Origin of the sequence: Prochlorococcus marinus str. MIT 0917, assembly GCF_027359575.1 — a bacterium.
Classification (GTDB): Bacteria; Cyanobacteriota; Cyanobacteriia; order PCC-6307; family Cyanobiaceae; genus Prochlorococcus_B; species Prochlorococcus_B marinus_D.
Genome location: NZ_CP114784.1, coordinates 1,101,025 through 1,116,931 on the forward strand (window position 1 = coordinate 1,101,025; position 15,907 = coordinate 1,116,931).

The 15,907-nt window shown below is 37.0% G+C and carries 15 protein-coding genes and 1 tRNA gene; 7 read left to right on the forward strand and 9 right to left on the reverse strand.

The features are described from left to right. The first annotated feature begins 39 nt into the window (after positions 1 to 39). Entirely contained in the window at positions 40 to 1,173 is a 1,134-nt protein-coding gene (gene recA / locus O5637_RS06460; protein WP_269603549.1) for a recombinase RecA, read from the forward strand. A 20-nt stretch (positions 1,174 to 1,193) separates the two neighbouring features. On the opposite strand, the gene O5637_RS06465 is transcribed toward recA, so the two are convergent. Together O5637_RS06465 and O5637_RS06470 are read right to left on the reverse strand one after the other, a co-directional pair. After that, positions 1,194 to 1,433: a DUF2839 domain-containing protein gene (locus O5637_RS06465; RefSeq protein WP_269603550.1), complete on the reverse strand. Its 240-nt coding sequence runs from the start codon at positions 1,431 to 1,433 to the stop codon at positions 1,194 to 1,196. 37 nt (positions 1,434 to 1,470) lie between these two features. After that, positions 1,471 to 2,919, reverse strand: coding sequence for a helicase (locus tag O5637_RS06470; protein ID WP_269603552.1), 1,449 nt, complete (start codon positions 2,917 to 2,919; stop codon positions 1,471 to 1,473). Positions 2,920 to 2,992: 73 nt separating this feature from the next. Here O5637_RS06470 and O5637_RS06475 point away from each other — a divergent pair, with 73 nt between their 5' ends. Further along, positions 2,993 to 3,868, forward strand: a complete 876-nt coding sequence (locus tag O5637_RS06475; protein WP_269603554.1) for a prephenate/arogenate dehydrogenase — start codon at positions 2,993 to 2,995, stop codon at positions 3,866 to 3,868. Here O5637_RS06475 and crtD read toward each other — a convergent pair. Further along, a complete protein-coding gene (crtD, locus tag O5637_RS06480) occupies positions 3,861 to 5,378 on the reverse strand; it encodes a C-3',4' desaturase CrtD (protein ID WP_269603555.1) in 1,518 nt (505 codons plus the stop codon). The two genes, O5637_RS06475 and crtD, sit on opposite strands and share 8 nt — an antisense overlap. Before the next feature lie 27 nt (positions 5,379 to 5,405). Between crtD and O5637_RS06485 the strand changes: the two genes are divergently transcribed. Continuing rightward, on the forward strand, positions 5,406 to 6,293 hold the full coding sequence (locus O5637_RS06485) for a fructosamine kinase family protein (RefSeq protein ID WP_269603556.1): 888 nt from the start codon (positions 5,406 to 5,408) through the stop codon (positions 6,291 to 6,293). Positions 6,294 to 6,329: 36 nt separating this feature from the next. Here the strand turns inward: O5637_RS06485 and O5637_RS06490 are convergent, their stop codons facing one another. Next, a complete protein-coding gene (locus O5637_RS06490; RefSeq protein ID WP_269603557.1) occupies positions 6,330 to 6,692 on the reverse strand; it encodes a CAAD domain-containing protein in 363 nt (120 codons plus the stop codon). A 123-nt stretch (positions 6,693 to 6,815) separates the two neighbouring features. Between O5637_RS06490 and O5637_RS06495 the strand changes: the two genes are divergently transcribed. Beyond that, positions 6,816 to 7,328 (forward strand): M67 family metallopeptidase, encoded by a 513-nt coding sequence (locus O5637_RS06495; protein ID WP_269603558.1) that lies wholly within the window; start codon positions 6,816 to 6,818, stop codon positions 7,326 to 7,328. A gap of 23 nt (positions 7,329 to 7,351) precedes the next feature. Beyond that, positions 7,352 to 8,500 carry a molybdopterin-synthase adenylyltransferase MoeB gene (gene moeB, locus O5637_RS06500; protein WP_269603560.1) on the forward strand — a complete coding sequence of 383 codons (1,149 nt, stop codon included), beginning with the start codon at positions 7,352 to 7,354 and terminating at the stop codon, positions 8,498 to 8,500. Positions 8,501 to 8,502: 2 nt separating this feature from the next. Here moeB and O5637_RS06505 read toward each other — a convergent pair whose 3' ends face one another. Beyond that, complete coding sequence (locus tag O5637_RS06505; RefSeq protein ID WP_269603562.1) at positions 8,503 to 9,654, reverse strand: cob(I)yrinic acid a,c-diamide adenosyltransferase; 1,152 nt, start codon at positions 9,652 to 9,654, stop codon at positions 8,503 to 8,505. A 132-nt stretch (positions 9,655 to 9,786) separates the two neighbouring features. On the opposite strand from O5637_RS06505, the gene larE reads away from it, so the two are divergent. Continuing rightward, complete coding sequence (gene larE, locus O5637_RS06510; RefSeq protein ID WP_269603564.1) at positions 9,787 to 10,629, forward strand: ATP-dependent sacrificial sulfur transferase LarE; 843 nt, start codon at positions 9,787 to 9,789, stop codon at positions 10,627 to 10,629. A 53-nt stretch (positions 10,630 to 10,682) separates the two neighbouring features. On the opposite strand, the gene speD is transcribed toward larE, so the two are convergent. Then, a complete protein-coding gene (gene speD, locus O5637_RS06515; protein WP_269603566.1) occupies positions 10,683 to 11,150 on the reverse strand; it encodes an adenosylmethionine decarboxylase in 468 nt (155 codons plus the stop codon). Positions 11,151 to 11,191: 41 nt separating this feature from the next. After that, positions 11,192 to 12,292: a DNA replication/repair protein RecF gene (recF, locus tag O5637_RS06520; RefSeq protein ID WP_269606936.1), complete on the reverse strand. Its 1,101-nt coding sequence runs from the start codon at positions 12,290 to 12,292 to the stop codon at positions 11,192 to 11,194. Positions 12,293 to 12,371: 79 nt separating this feature from the next. On the opposite strand from recF, the gene O5637_RS06525 reads away from it, so the two are divergent. Continuing rightward, positions 12,372 to 12,445, forward strand: a tRNA-Arg gene (locus O5637_RS06525). Positions 12,446 to 12,457: 12 nt separating this feature from the next. Here O5637_RS06525 and O5637_RS06530 read toward each other — a convergent pair. Beyond that, positions 12,458 to 12,910 (reverse strand): N-acetyltransferase, encoded by a 453-nt coding sequence (locus O5637_RS06530; RefSeq protein ID WP_269603567.1) that lies wholly within the window; start codon positions 12,908 to 12,910, stop codon positions 12,458 to 12,460. A 1-nt stretch (position 12,911) separates the two neighbouring features. Then, positions 12,912 to 15,896, reverse strand: coding sequence for a phosphoenolpyruvate carboxylase (gene ppc / locus O5637_RS06535; RefSeq protein WP_269606938.1), 2,985 nt, complete (start codon positions 15,894 to 15,896; stop codon positions 12,912 to 12,914). Positions 15,897 to 15,907 lie beyond the last annotated feature (11 nt).

A 15,907-nucleotide genomic window follows, 5' to 3' on the forward strand; every position in this document is an offset into this window, starting at 1 on the left:
AACGTCTCTTGTTATCCCTCTGAATTAACGTTATTTGTCATGTCAAACGAAGGTAAGTCACTCCAATCGACTGAATCCAAGAAAATAGACGCAAAATCTGGAGAAAAAGAAAAAGCATTAAGCTTAGTAGTTGGGCAAATAGAACGCAATTTCGGGAAAGGTTCGATCATGCGTCTTGGGGACGCGTCAAAGATGCGGGTAGAAACAATATCTACGGGTGCTTTAACTCTTGATTTGGCTCTTGGTGGCGGCTATCCCAAAGGACGTGTAATTGAAGTATATGGTCCCGAAAGTTCTGGGAAAACAACGCTGACATTACATGCGATAGCTGAGATTCAACGTAACGGCGGAGTTGCTGCATTTGTAGATGCAGAACATGCTCTTGACCCAGTCTATGCAGCTTCTCTTGGTGTTGATGTAGAGAATCTTCTAGTATCTCAACCGGATACAGGCGAGATGGCATTGGAAATCGTTGACCAACTTATTAGATCTGCTGCAGTCGATCTAGTAGTTGTTGATTCAGTCGCTGCACTTACGCCTCGTTCAGAGATAGAAGGAGAGATGGGTGACCATTCAGTAGGTGCTCAAGCTCGTCTTATGAGTCAAGCAATGAGAAAAATTACTGGAAATATTGGCAAGTCTGGTTGCACAGTGATTTTCTTAAATCAATTACGTCTAAAAATTGGTATTACATATGGGAATCCAGAAACAACCACTGGTGGAAACGCTCTTAAATTTTATGCCTCTGTAAGATTAGATATTCGTCGTATTCAAACGTTAAAGAGAGGAACTGAAGAATATGGAATTCGTGCAAAAGTAAAAGTCGCAAAAAACAAAGTTGCGCCTCCATTCCGAATAGCCGAATTTGATATTCTATTTGGAAAAGGAATTAGTACTCTTGGTTGTCTTCTGGATTTAGCAGATGAGACTAATGTCGTTACTCGTAAAGGAGCTTGGTATAGCTATGAAGGTGACAATATTGGGCAAGGAAGAGACAATACCATTACTTGGCTTGAACAAAATCCTGAATCAAAAGAAATAATTGAAAAATTAGTTAAAGACAAATTAACTGAGGGCTCAGAAGTAAGTGCTAATTCAATGAGACCATTAGCCGCGGCTGCTCGACATGCTTCATTACGACCAAGCCTAAGCCAAGTTTCAGCTAACGGCTAAAGGTAACAATATATTTAACTTTATCTGATGTCTGCAGGAATCCACCACCCCGCAGCAGGCCCAACAAAGCGAACAATAATCCAAAGAATAACTAAAGCAGCAATACCTACCCATCCTGCACGAATACTTAATTGTATAAATTGATCTCTCTGCGCTTGCGTAACAGGAAACCAAGAAACAATACGAGGAGACTCATTCCTAGAGTTTTTCTTACTACGAGGGTTTAAGCCTTGTTTAGATCTTCGGCGAGCTTCTCCCATTATAAAAAACAATATTTATCAATCTAAGAGATTGATTTTAATAAGGCAATAAACGCTCTAACTCAACCCATGGCTCAAGAGCTTCAAATATTAGTTTTCCCCAACTTCTATACCGCATGCGGCCGTCAAGTATAGCGACTCGAACATTTTTACCCCTAATGATTGCAAGCGATTTGAGAAGGATAGTAAGAGTTTCAGGGAAAAGGAATTCTCGAAACCAGTCACGACCTTGATGCTTAAGTATTTCAACTTTAGCGGCAATCCAGGGTGATTCTAAAGTGGGCAATGGAACAACTGGAAAAATCAATTGATCTGGTGTTGGCAAATTGTACTGATGCATAATCCACCAATTACAACTACAACAAATAATCCCATTAGTCTCAATATCAGTAGTTTCATGAACTACTCTCAATCCAAATTCTCCAGACAATTCACTAGTTATCTGAAGTCGTAGTTGCAAATCATCTACCAAAATAATAGTTGGACGAGTACGACCAAGAATTAATCTTTGACACTGTCTTAGAATATGACGATAAAAATGAGCCGTATTTGGCAAAGGTTGTCTTTCTGGAACAAATAAAGGAATAGGTTCTTGATCAAATTTATTTCCTAAATTCACCTTTACAGTGAAAGTAAATTTTTTACTATTTAAATCTAAAAAGAAAGAATCGCTTTGACCTGAATTAGTCAACATTAAAAGAGTATTTTTTGATAACAAACCCGAGAGAGTTTGCAAAGGAGTCAAAGGTTGAATATACCAATCCCAACTAAGTTTTCTATTATCTAGTTTCGCCCATGTTACCCATTCATTGCTGGCCGCATTAAGAGCTCGTTTCCAAGGCATTGTGGAAGGTAAGTCATCTTTGAGAATTTTTTTTAATGCTAAAAGTTCCCTATGATCAATTCTTATGAAAGCCTCAGAACTTACTGAATGACTGAAAAGACTTCGAGTTAGGCGCTCATGAACTTCAATAATTGAAGCTTCAAAACATGAATGAGAAGCAATTAAATCCTCCCAATCTTTTGGAGTGATTTTAATAGACATAGATTCTCTAAGCTCACTAGAAATAAACTCAGATTCAGGAAATATTAATTGGCGATTTTCTAATAAATCTTTTTCATGTGCAAAAATAAGATCTTGATAACTTAGGACCCAAACCTCTTTATCTGAGGGAGTTAATTCAATCCCTTCAACATAATTAAAACCTAATCGACTATATCTGAGCTTTGGCAATTCCACTTCAAACAATAGTCGACGTTGTCTCTCTGAAAGAATCAGAACAATGTTCTTGTTATGCAAACAAAGTGGAATCAAGAGGCCAGGCCACCAAAAATTTCTACTGTCACTTGATAGTTGAATAAAAGTATTATCTTTACGAATTAAGCTTCTGGAGATCAATCTTGTTAGGGTCAAATTATGAGGCCATAGAGCAAGATTGTTTTGATAGTATTTTTTTAGATGTTTATGTGAATTAACCTCAAGCATTAGTAGTACCTTTTATCAATAAATTCTTTTAATCATGTTGCCCTATCAATAAAGATATAGAACAATACAATTTATGGAGCTTAAAACAAAAACTTCTGCAAATATAGGAATTGTTGGATTAGGTCTAATTGGAGGCTCCTTAGGCTTAGATCTCCAAAAGCTTGGATTTACAGTGTGTGGAATTACGCATCGAGAAAAAACTGCACAAAAAGCCAAAGAAAGAAAACTAGCCCAAATTGTTAGTACTGATCCAAGTATTTTAAAGAGTTGTTCTCTTATTTATATTGCGTTACCACTTGAGCAGCTTCTAAATCCTTCAACAGCTTTAATCAATGCTATTCCTAGAAATGCTGTTGTTACTGATGTTGGATCTGTAAAAGTCCCTATTTTAAATACTTGGAACAAGCTCCATCCCCGTTTTGTAGCAAGTCATCCAATGACAGGAACGGAAGAATCTGGCGTAGATGCAGGTCGACATAATTTATTTAAAAACAAGCCATGGGTAGTTACTCCAAGTAAAGAAACTGATCAAAAAGCCCTCGAAATAGTGCACCAAATTGCTTTGTCACTTGGGAGTCAATGGATAAGCTCTGAAGCTCAAATACATGATGAAGCTGTAGGCTTAATTTCACATTTACCAGTTCTAATTAGCGCGGCATTGCTGAATACACTCAGTGCAGATGCAAAGCCCACCTTATATTCACTGGCAAAAAGTATTGCATCCAGTGGGTTTGCTGACACCTCTAGGGTCGGAGGTGGAAACCCAACACTAGGAGTCTCCATGGCAAAATTTAACAAGAAAAATATAGAGAGACATTTGGCCTCTTATAGACATTCTCTAGATCTGTTTGAAAAATATTTACTTGAAGAGAACTGGAGTGAGCTAGAAAAAATACTAATCAATACTCAGGAAGAAAGACAGAATTTTATTTTAAAACCTACTAAGTAAAGACAGGGATATTCAAATGTCTACCTTTAGATTCCATGAGTTGCCTGACAACCATCATGGCTGATTGGCTTACACCAGCTGTACCTTCGCCAGGATATATTGAATCTCCACAAAGCCATAAACCTCTAAGAGGGGTCCTACTCGCCAAGCCAAAAGGACCAAATTGATCTGGATGTTGACCAAGCCCTCCGACGATCCCACCAGGACGTCCTGTCCACCTTTCAAAGCTTCTTGGGGTTGACAGTTCTTGATGATCCCAACTCGTCTCTAGCAAATCAAACTTTTTATTTAAAATAGTTCTAATCTGTTTTGATAAAATACTTTTTTTTCTGGCATAAGATTGGCTATCTAGATTAGACCATTGATTAATATCAACAAATACACTTGCATTTAAAGTAGCCATTCCAGCTGGTGCACGCTGATCATCTTCCATACTTATAGAAATAAATAAAGAGCCAAAATTTTCATCAAATATTTGAATATGCCCTGGACAATCAACTGGTAAGTAAGTACGACGAAGAGCTCCATAGAATACAAGGGCACCACTAGGCTTGGATAATTTTTTTATACTGTCACGGTATGCTCTTGATAAACCTCCATCAATAGGAATTAAATCTAAAAGAGATTGAGGAGGCAAACTAAAAACAATATCTGACGCTTTCAGCTGTATCAAATTCTTTCTTCTATCAATCACATTGACATCAAAAATATGTGATTTTTTTTTATTTAATATTTTGGTTACTCTATGCCCAATCAACAGTCTTCCACCATCTCTCAAAAAACTATCTTTCAACACATCGCTAAGAATTTGCATGGATCCATGAATATGCCATAGCCCTCTTGGGGCTTGGGCCATTTGAAGAACAGTTGCACCATATAAAGCTGCCGTTCTACTTGCTGGCTCTTGAGAGTAAAGTTTTAATTGAAGGTCTAAAAAACTTCGTAGACGTCTATCTTTATGACAACCAGTTATTGCAAGCAAGTCTGCAATAGTCAACTTACTCAAAAAACCTGTTAAAAGATTGGAAGGACGTATGGCTCTAATTAATTGACTTAAATCCCAAAAATTTCTTACCGGAAGTATTGGATCTCTTTCGACAAATGCCCAGTTACTTTCGTGAATTTTAGAACATAAGGACCAGAAGATCTCACTCCCAGGAAACTGTTCTTGTCTTTCTTTCTTCCATCTCAAGGGATCATGCCACAGATTGATTGGCCTACTCCCATCACCAAGAACGACTGAACATCCAGGATCTAAAATTTTTGCATCAGGTAACGGAATATCTAAATAATTAAATAAACGATGATGCATCCCCCCCTTTTCAAGTCCTGCAACTTGAGTAGCGCCTACATCAAAGGTATAAGAACCTCTGCTAAAAGTTCCTGCACAACCACCTAATTGACTATGTGCTTCGACCAAAGTTACCTGATAACCTTCTTTAGCCAGAAGAGCAGCACCTGTTAAGCCAGCTATCCCTCCCCCAACAACAATGATAGATTCTTCAGACATAAAAATTATCAAGCGAGAATACAGTGAATGGAGGAATTAATCCAAAAGGCCCTTTCAAGTTCAGATAAAGTAAGCAACAACTCACTAATAGAAAAAATAATTCCGATAGGCGGCGGTTGTATCCATAAAGCTTGGTGCATTCATTTCCAAAATGACAAGAAAGTTTTTGCCAAATCAAATCACATTGACAATATTAATATGTTTAAGTTTGAACGTGAGTGTCTTTCAGTTCTAAAAAGATTTGCTAATAAATCGTATATCTGCGTTCCTAAAGCACTTGATCTCATAAGTTATCAAAACATATCTATACTTTTTTTAGAATGGATAGATCTCAAACAATCCCAACAAAATCTCCTTGGGAAAGGCTTAGCACTGCTGCATAAATCCTCGAGTGAATGGAGCCCAAAAAAATTCGGATGGGAAAAAGAAGGTTTTATAGGTTCTAGCACCCAAATAAGAGGTTGGGACAATAGCTGGGGAGAATTCTTTGTGAATTATCGTCTTAGACCACAACTTATAAAAGCAAAAGCATGGGGCGTTAGAGTTGATGATTATGAGGATGTTTTAAGATATTTAAGCTCATATCTAAATGATCATGACCCAAGGATATCAATAGTTCATGGTGATTTATGGTCCGGGAATTGTGGAAGTACTAGAAATGGTTTAGGAAGTCTTTATGATCCTGCCAGTTACTGGGCTGACAGAGAAGTTGATATCTCAATGACTAAATTATTTGGTGGTTTTAATAGAGATTTTTATCAAGGATATGAAGAGATTTGGCCACTAGATAAATTTTCAAAGGATAGAACTGATATTTATAATCTTTACCATTTACTTAATCATGCAAATATTTTCGGTGGTTCATACAAAGAAAATTCACTAAAAATACTAAAAGATCTGAGATCTCGTGAGTAAAGAGACCTCAGATCTGTTCTTTTCTCTCTTATAAATTTATCCTAAGTACTCTTTCTTAAGATTTTGAACTTTGTCAAAGACAGCTGTTCTTTTTTCACTTGTTGTTAAGTTCTGCCAACTCCATTGGCCTAAAACAACAATTCCAAGAAGTTCTAGCAAACCAGGAAGAATCGGGAAGAAATTAACTGTATCAATAACAACCTTGATTAAAACTTGCGCTAAAACAACAACAGCAATGATCCCTGCCGCCTTGCCATACTTACCCATTTGAGTCCAATCAATTTTGCTCAAAGATTCATTAACTTTTCCCATTACATCATTGTAACGTTCTGAAAAATTAACTCCTTCTGTTTTCCCAGCCTTTGATTCATCTTTAGAATCAGGATTTACATCAGACATGAACACAAGCTACTTAGCAAATATAAATTGAGCGTATCGAATTAATTTAATAAATGCCATAGGCTGAGTAGAGATAAGTCCGAACCAAAATAGAGAGAATGCCGAATTAAATCATTTTTTCCCATGAAAATTCCAAAATATATTGAATTCCATAACGAAACGAATTGTGTTCTCTCTAGATTTTTAAAGGAGGCAGAGCCAGAGGAAGGCTGCTGTATGTTAATTGGCAAAACCAACAGCTCGGCTAAAGATCACAAAAAAAATATTTGGGAGGTAACTCACATCTGGAATTGTCGAAATATTTGGGGAGAAAAAGATTCGAAATTAATTGATCAAAATATAGGGGAGTTTTCTAATCAAAAAAATATGCAATTATCCAAAAAAAATCGCTTCGAAGTAGACGCTAAAGATCAAATTGCATCTCACAAATGGTCAAGAGAGCATGATCTAGAAGTTTTATGTTCTGCACACTCTCATCCTTCAGGTGAAAACAAACCTTCAGAAATGGATTTATTCTTACACCAATCTCCTGGTCTTATGGTTATTTCAAATAGAGATGGAGATTTAAAAGCATGGTGGGTCAAAAATAAATTAAACTTTCAAAGAGTGAAAATTAAGATTTTTTCTTTAACGTAAATTAATCAGGAAAGGTTTGATTGATGGAGCAAAGCCAGAATGAAAAAAATTTAAGTTCTGAAGAAATTTCTAGGTATGCAAGACATATAAGTCTTCCTGAAATAGGCATTAAAGGCCAAGAAAAATTAAAGACAAGCTCAGTTGTTTGCATTGGAACAGGAGGACTAGGATCTCCACTTTTAATTTATCTTGCAGCAGCTGGAATTGGACGTATCGGAATAGTTGATTTTGATGTAGTTGAATACTCAAATTTACAAAGGCAAATCATTCATTCAACCAATTCAGTAGGTTTATTAAAAACAGCTTCTGCTAAGCAACACTTACTCAAACTAAATCCCTCTTGTCGAGTAGATTTACACAATCAAAAGCTAACAAGTAGCAATGCTTTAGAAATACTTAACAACTATGATGTAATATGTGATTGTTCTGACAATTTCCCAACGCGCTACCTAATAAATGATTCTTGTCTAATACTTAATAAGCCCAATATATATGCTTCTATTGCTAGATTCGAAGGTCAAGTAAGTGTATTTAATCTGAAGGAAGATAGCCCCAACTATCGAGATCTTATTCCAACACCCCCTCCAAAAGAACTAATCCCATCATGCTCTGAAGCAGGTGTCATGGGAATCCTTCCAGGAATTATTGGTACAATTCAAGCAGCAGAAGCCATTAAGATAATAACAAATATTGGTTATCCACTAAACGGAAGGCTACTCATTTTTAATGCACTAAAAATGAGCTTTAAAGAGCTAACATTGAAATCTAATCCTGAAAATAAAAATATACATAAGCTAATAGATTATCAAAAGTTTTGTTCAGACATTAAAGTGAAAAATGAGGTAGATTATTATATAAAAAGTATTTCAATCAAGGAATTAAAGAGACTCCTTAGCCAATCTTCAAAAGAAATACTATTAATAGATGTTCGCAACCTCAATGAACACGATCAATGTTCAATTTCAGGTTCAAGGCTTATACCCCTGAGTACTATTGAAAGCGGGGAAGCCATTAATGAAATTAAAATTCTTACCGCAAAAAAAAATCTTTATGTATTCTGTAAAAGTGGGAACAGATCATTGCGCGCACTAAAGCATTTAAATAAATTTGGAATTAGAGGTATTAATATTGAAGGAGGTATTGAAGCCTGGAATAACGAAAAAATTAATTAAAACTAATAATCAACTCCCCTTTTTAAATCAACTCCTTTTTCTGCATAGTGCTTGTGACAGACCATCTCAGAATGAACACTTGCTAAATCAAAATATATTGGTTGGTTTTTACATCTTCCTGTAATAATCACCTCAGTCTCTGCAGGTTTACGTAGCAATGTTTGAACAATAGGCTCAACTGGTAAGAGTTCCAAATCAACAGTTGGATTTAACTCATCCAAAATCACAGTCTTATAAAGACCACTTGAAATAGCTGCTCTTGCAATTTCCCATGCTCTTTCAGCTTCTACATAATCAATGGGCTTTTGCTGGCCCCTCCAAACAATCGCATCTCTACCAGATCTAAGATGATCCACTAAATGAGGATAACTTTCTCGAAGAGCTGCAATAGCAGCATCCTCTGTGTAACCACTACCACCTTTAAGCCATTGCAAAATTAATACACGATGACTTTTATCCTGACTAATTCCTCTACCGATAGCTTGTAAAGCTTTACCCAAAGCACTGGTTGATTTGCCTTTACCTTCACCGGTATATATCTCAATTCCACCAACATTATTCTCAAAAAGAATTTCACCGTTATTAATCTCAGGTCGTCTGTGAGCTCTCATTTCAGAATGCAGTTCCGCAACTTTAATAAGAGAATTGGGTGCAGCTCTTCCCGTAACAATAATTTCCATACCGTTTGGTCTTGCAGTAAGTGTTTTAACAACTTCTTCAATAGGCAATAATCCCAAATCCAAAACAGGATTCAATTCGTCCAGGACAACAACTGAATATAAGGCACTAGCAATTGCCCCCTTTGCTATGTCCCATCCTCTTTGAGCTTCCTGATAATCAAATTTGGTGGATTGGTCGGCGGTAAAAAATTCGCCCCTACCAGTCCTCACTTGATCAATCAAGTGAGGGAAGCCTTGCTGCAAAGCATCTATTGCTGCATCTTCGTCATAGGACCGACCAGGACCTTTCAAAAATCTAAGAAGTAATACTCTTGTTTGTCTTTTCTCACATATCCCTAGTCCTATTGTCCTCAAAACCACCCCCAAAGCTGCCTGACTCTTCCCTTTACCCTCTCCGTCATAAACATGTAATTGTCCGTGACTACGTTCTTGGCTTTCCGATGCTGTCGTAATTCCTATACCGTTTGATACCACGATCGATGATTCTGCTTCTTATGCATGCAACTTAACTTCTTCTACATTAGACGTCATAGAATATGCAAAATACATACAAAAATGACAGAGCTAACGAGTCTCAATTTAATCAAATTAATGATCTTTTAAAACGTGTTTTTCAGTCAACTTGAATCTTTAACTGACTCAGAACTGAAGCAATTAAAATTGTTACGGGAGTTTATTAAGGATATAAATTATGCTTGTGTTGCTTTTTCTGGCGGCGTTGATAGTTCTTTAGTAGCCACAATAGCGCAAGAGCAACTTGGTTCAAAAGCCTTTGCCGTTACTGGTGTCTCGCCTTCTTTAGCTCCATATCTACTACAGCAAGCACGTCTTCAAGCAGCTTGGATTGGTATTAATCATGAAGAATGCCAAACGAATGAAATTAATGAACCAAATTATTTTAAAAACCCTGAAAATAGATGCTTTGCTTGCAAGCAAGAATTGCACAAACATTTAAATCAAATTTCAAAGAGGTTTCATCATGCTCAGGTCATCGATGGAGTTAATTATGACGATCTTCACGATTTTCGACCAGGTATTAACGCATCTAATCAGGCAGGAGTGATATCACCTCTTGCCGAGCTAAAAATAGATAAAAAATCAATTCGTTCGATTTCTAAATCATTAGGTTTACCTTGGTGGGATAAACCTGCGCAACCATGTTTAGCCTCTCGTATTCCTTTTGGAGAAGAAATAAGTTCAAAACGGCTTGAGCAAATTGCCTTAGCAGAAGAATGGATTATTAATCGAGGTTTTTCAAAAGTACGTGTGAGAAGTCAAGGTCTATCAGCCAGAATCGAATTACCGGCGAATGAAATAGATAACTTTCTTAAAATTATTGAAAAAGATAAATTAATTAAATATTTTTTATATTTAGGTTTCCATTCAATAAGCCTAGATCTCGAGGGGTTTATTAGTGGAAAGCTCACTAGAGACATCAAGGCTAATTAAAGTAAATGCTAATGAGACAATGATTATTGATTTACTTTCTCTTTGCATTTTGATCAAAGTTCACGATGCAAAGTTTGAATTCCTGAAGGAATTTCTCTTGTGATATTTTTAAAAGAAAAGTTCTTAGCCAAAAAATCTTTACAAAGTAACTTGCAAGCTTTTTCAGGCATCGTATGGTCACCACATGTGAATACATCAATAGCTGCATAACCAATCTCGGGCCATGTATGTATGGAGATATGAGATTCAGCCAATAAAGCTAGTCCCGTAACTCCCTGAGGCTTAAAACTATGTGTTACCAAGTTTATAAGTGTTGCACCAGAAATCTTGGCTGATGATGTAATGGTTGTCCTTATAAAAGCTTCATCATTAAGCTTCGCATTATCACATTGATAAAGTTCAAGTATGCAGTGTCTGCCAATATTCTCGCTAGATTTTTTATCTAAGATTTCTATATCACTTGACTTGCAAGATTCACGCCATCCAGGATTTGGATGCAATTCTGGAAAAAAAGGTTCCATTTCTATTCAAAAATCATCCCCACAATAACCGACCAATTGTTTCAACCCAAGGAATCTAATTGCATTAATTGTGAGTTGCGTACCCATTCACCTTCAAAAGATTCGACATGCGTTGCACTAATTAAACATTGATGTTTTTGACCGACAGCATCTAAAAGCAATAATTGTCGTTTGGGATCCAGCTCTGCCAAAACATCATCTAAAAGCAAAATTGGAGATTTTCCATACACTGTTTTAATTAATTCTAATTCAGCCAATTTCAAAGCCAATACAATAGTCCTCTGCTGACCAGCAGACCCAAAACGTCTAGCATCCACTCCATTAAGTTGAAACTGCACATCATCACGATGAGGACCCACTCGACAATAACCTGTTGACTCTTCCTCAGGCCTCATTTCTAAAAGTTGACGTTCAATACTCTCCCTCCAAAGTCTTTCACTCTCTTCGCCCTCAATTTTACTACCCGGCAAATATATAATATTGAGCTTCTCCCTACTATTACTTAGATGTTGTTGCCAACTTGACGCGATGGGAAGTAGACGTTCCAGGATACGCCTACGTCTTCGATGAATTCTTGTACTCACCAAAGCCATTTGCATATCAAAAGAATCTAATAGAAGATTTTTATTCCTGCTCGATTCAACAATTAAATTTCGCCAAAGCTGACTTCTTTGCCTAAGTAATCTCGAAAACCTTCTCATCAAATCAGAATAAATAGGCTCGAGTTGTTGAACAATTCTATCCAACCAATTCCTTCTTAGAGAAGGTTCTCCTCTAATTAATTCTAGATCAAGTGTACTAAATCCTACGCTTCTCATCGGTCCAATTAAATCTATTTGACGAGTTAAAAGTTTTTCATTTTTGTAGGCGGTTCTACCACCTTTTCTATTTAATTCTAAAGATAGTTTTTGATCATCCTCAAGCATCGCAGATAAGTAAGCCTTGTCTTGGTCCCAATAAACCAAATCCTGGTTTCGATTAGATCGATGAGAACGTAAACTTGATAAAAGCTCTACGGATTCCAGAAGGTTAGATTTACCAACTCCATTTTGACCTATTACTATCAAACGATTTTCAGTCAACTCAAACTGAAAACGCCGATAATTTCGAAAATTATTTAGTTCTAACTGATGAAGTTGAATGTTTCTTTATGGAATTTGTATGTAAGCTAATTTTAATAAGGTCTTAGTATTTGGCCTTTTTTAATAACAACCCTTCGTTGGGCATGTAGCTCAGTTGGATAGAGCATCAGATTCCGGTTCTGAGAGTCGGGGGTTCGAGTCCCTCCATGCTCGTAAATTATTTTTTCAAAGTCTAACCCCCATTGTTTTAATACCATTGGGATTTAATAAAAATCCATTAGCTTTCAATGAATTAAGTGAAATTAATGGAGCCGCAACAGAAATGCTACAACCTGGCAACTCCCGTCTAATTATTTCAACTGCCTTAAAAACTACAATAGATATGTATTTTTCTTGTTGATTGCCAGGCTCTGCTACTAAATCCCACAAATTTGCATTTAAACCTTTATCACTTGTCACACGGACAAAACCTACAAGATTTTCAGAAGTCCTTTGAAGAAGAGTCAAATAAAAATCACTACTTTTCAAAGCTAATTCTAACTTCCTTGGTTGATGAGTATCCTGATTACATTTTGATAGAAGCCTATTTATTTTACGTACAGAAACGAGTTCACTCCGAAGGAGAACAAAGCCCTCAGGGATTTGAGGACATTGATTTGCTGAGTTCAATCCAAGCATGTCATCCTGTGTTTCTCATCCCTGCAGCAATGCCATTGATAGTCAACAATGCACCACGCAATAATTCACTACGGCTATATGTACGTGAACTTTGTGTAGAGTCAACACTCAAATCTTCACTGATTGGTGGTTGACGATTCTGATCTCTCAATCGTTTGAGAAGCGCGACCTGTAAAAATCCTAAAGGGACAATAGTCCTATTTCTCAGATTTACAGACAATTGCAAAGCAGGGTCTGCACTTAACAGTTTCGACTTATCAGTAATTTCTAAAATTAATTTCTTAGTCAGGGTATATTCATTTGAGATAATCTCGAAAATCCCAGCAAACGCATCCCGATTTTCATGGCCACCTAAACTAACCATATAATGATGGGCTACATCCAAATCAACTTTTGAAAGTGTCATCTCTACTTTAGATATTAACATTCTAAAGAATGGCCATCTCTGATTCAACATCCGCAACATCTCCATTTGGTTGGGGTCTGTCATTAGTTCAGTAGACAAAGCAGTACCAACCCCGAACCAACTCGGTAAAAGGAAACGACTTTGTGTCCAACCAAAGACCCAGGGTATAGCACGAAGACTTGATAAATCTTTTGCACCACTCTTTCTTCGTGCAGGACGACTAGAAATTTGTAACTTACTAATTTCTTCTATTGGAGTAACTACTTGAAAAAATTGAACCAAATCAGGATTATCGTGTACTAAAGCTCGGTAATGCTCTCTTGAACGAGCTGCAAGTCTAGTCATCAATTCATTCCAACTTGGCGTAGCATCTAATTTATTGGTAACTAAGCTATTTTGGATAACAGCTGTGGTTACAGTTTCTAGATTATATAAAGCCAGTTCTGGAAGACTATATTTTGAGGCTAGAACCTCCCCTTGCTCTGTAATCTTTATTCGTCCCTGAAGCGTACCACTAGGTTGAGCCAAAATAGCTTGATAAGCTGGTCCACCTCCTCTTCCTACAGACCCTCCTCTACCATGAAAAATCCGCAATGCTATTCCTTGTTGACTAGCCAAGTCTTGGAGTGCTATTTGAGCCTTATGAATTTCCCAATTACTTGAAAGAAAACCAGAATCCTTATTACTATCAGAATATCCAAGCATAAGTTCCTGAAGCGGTTGTTTTTTCTCTCCTACTCGTGGAAGCAAGTCACGATAAACATCTTTCTGGAGCAACGACTCCATTACAGAAGGAGCATGTTGTAAATCTTCAACCGTTTCAAATAATGGAACAACGAGAAAATCTGCAGCTCCTAAAGTTGGATCAATCAAACCTGACTCTTTGGCTAAAAGAAGAACTTCTAATAAATCTGATGCTGTATGACTCATTGAAATCACATAGGAGCGACATATACGAGTACCAAATTCTTTCTGAAGCCTACGCAGCATATGAAAAACCGAGATGGTTTCTTGAGTAGTTTTAGACCACTCAAAAGCAGGAGGAATAAGTGGTCTACGAGTGCCTAATTCCTTCATCAACCATTTGACTCGACTATCCTCGTCCATCACACCATATGACTCAGGCAGATCTAAATAGCGAGTAAGCTCATCCAACGCATCACTATGTCGTGTACTTTCCTGCCTAATGTCTAAGCTAGCCAAAGAGAAACCAAATATATGAACTTGATTTAATAAAGTATCTAGAGGTTCACATGTGAGATCTGTACTAACCAAACTATTTCTAATAAGCTCTAATTCATTTTTTAATTCATCTACAGATCTATAGTGAAGAAATTCATCAAAACTATTTTTAGTAGACGTTAAAGGCTTTCCTTCCGGTGATGATTGCCATCCAGCATCCGCTAGCTGCCTATTACGTAATTGAGTCAATCTCAGCCTCTCTAGTGTATAGCTAAGTTTCAAGCGATAAGGTTCTAGTCTATATCTAGCAGCCCTTTCCTCATAGACTTCAGGGAAACGAACTCTGTCCATTTCTAATGACTCTAGCAAAGGCGAGCTTACTTGACTCCATTGCATAGAGATACTGAGTTGGTCTCTTAGCTCTTGAACTGATGCGATATACCTATCCAACATTAATTGTCTTTGATAACACGCTGTTCTCCATGTGATTTCAGGAGTAACAGACGGATTCCCGTCACGATCTGAACCTACCCATGAACCAAACGTACAAAAAGCTTCATTAGGAATCTCTACATCTGGAAAACTTGAAGCAAGTGCCGTAGTCAATCTCCTTCTTAATTGAGGCATGGCATCAAACAAAACCTGCTGAAAATAATGAAGCGCATAGTCAACCTCATCAAGAACAGTCGGTTTAAATTGATGAAGCTCATCAGTTCTCCACCAAAGTCTTATCTCCTCCTCTAGTTGCAATCTAAATATTGCCTTCTCCGATTCGGAAATTAAGCTATTAGATTGAAGTTGCTGCAAAAGAGTTGCTACCCTGCGTTGCTTGTGGCGAACAGTGTGTCTAACTATTTCAGTTGGATGAGCTGTAAAAACAAGACGAATATCCATTTCTCTCATCAACGCATCAAGTTGAGCTGGAGGAACATTCAAACGACGTAATCGCTCAAATAATTGTGTAAAAGTTGCAGGGGCAGTCTGACTCGCTAAAGCTGGAGCAAATGGATCTATTTGATAATTACTATTGTCTAACTTTCCTTTTTCTATACTTTCTAGATAACTATCCTCCTCTATACGTTGCTCAAGAATATTTACCAACTGAAAATAAAGAGAAAAAGCCCTAGCAGCTGATATCGCCTCTACTAAATCCATTTCAGTAATCAATTGGACTATTGCTTGTGAGGAATTATCTTGATTTGACTTGCTAGGGTCACTTAATTGTTTTAAAAGCAATAATCTCTCTGTTTGATCAGGTGGACATTCACTTTTGAGAACTGTTTTCCATAGATCCTCAACCAGTTCAAGCCTTTGTTGCAGCAAATATCCAGGATCAGGACCCTCAACACATCCTGTCGAGTGATTAGAGATTTTTTCGCTAGAAGAATTTTTCAACATAAATATATTAT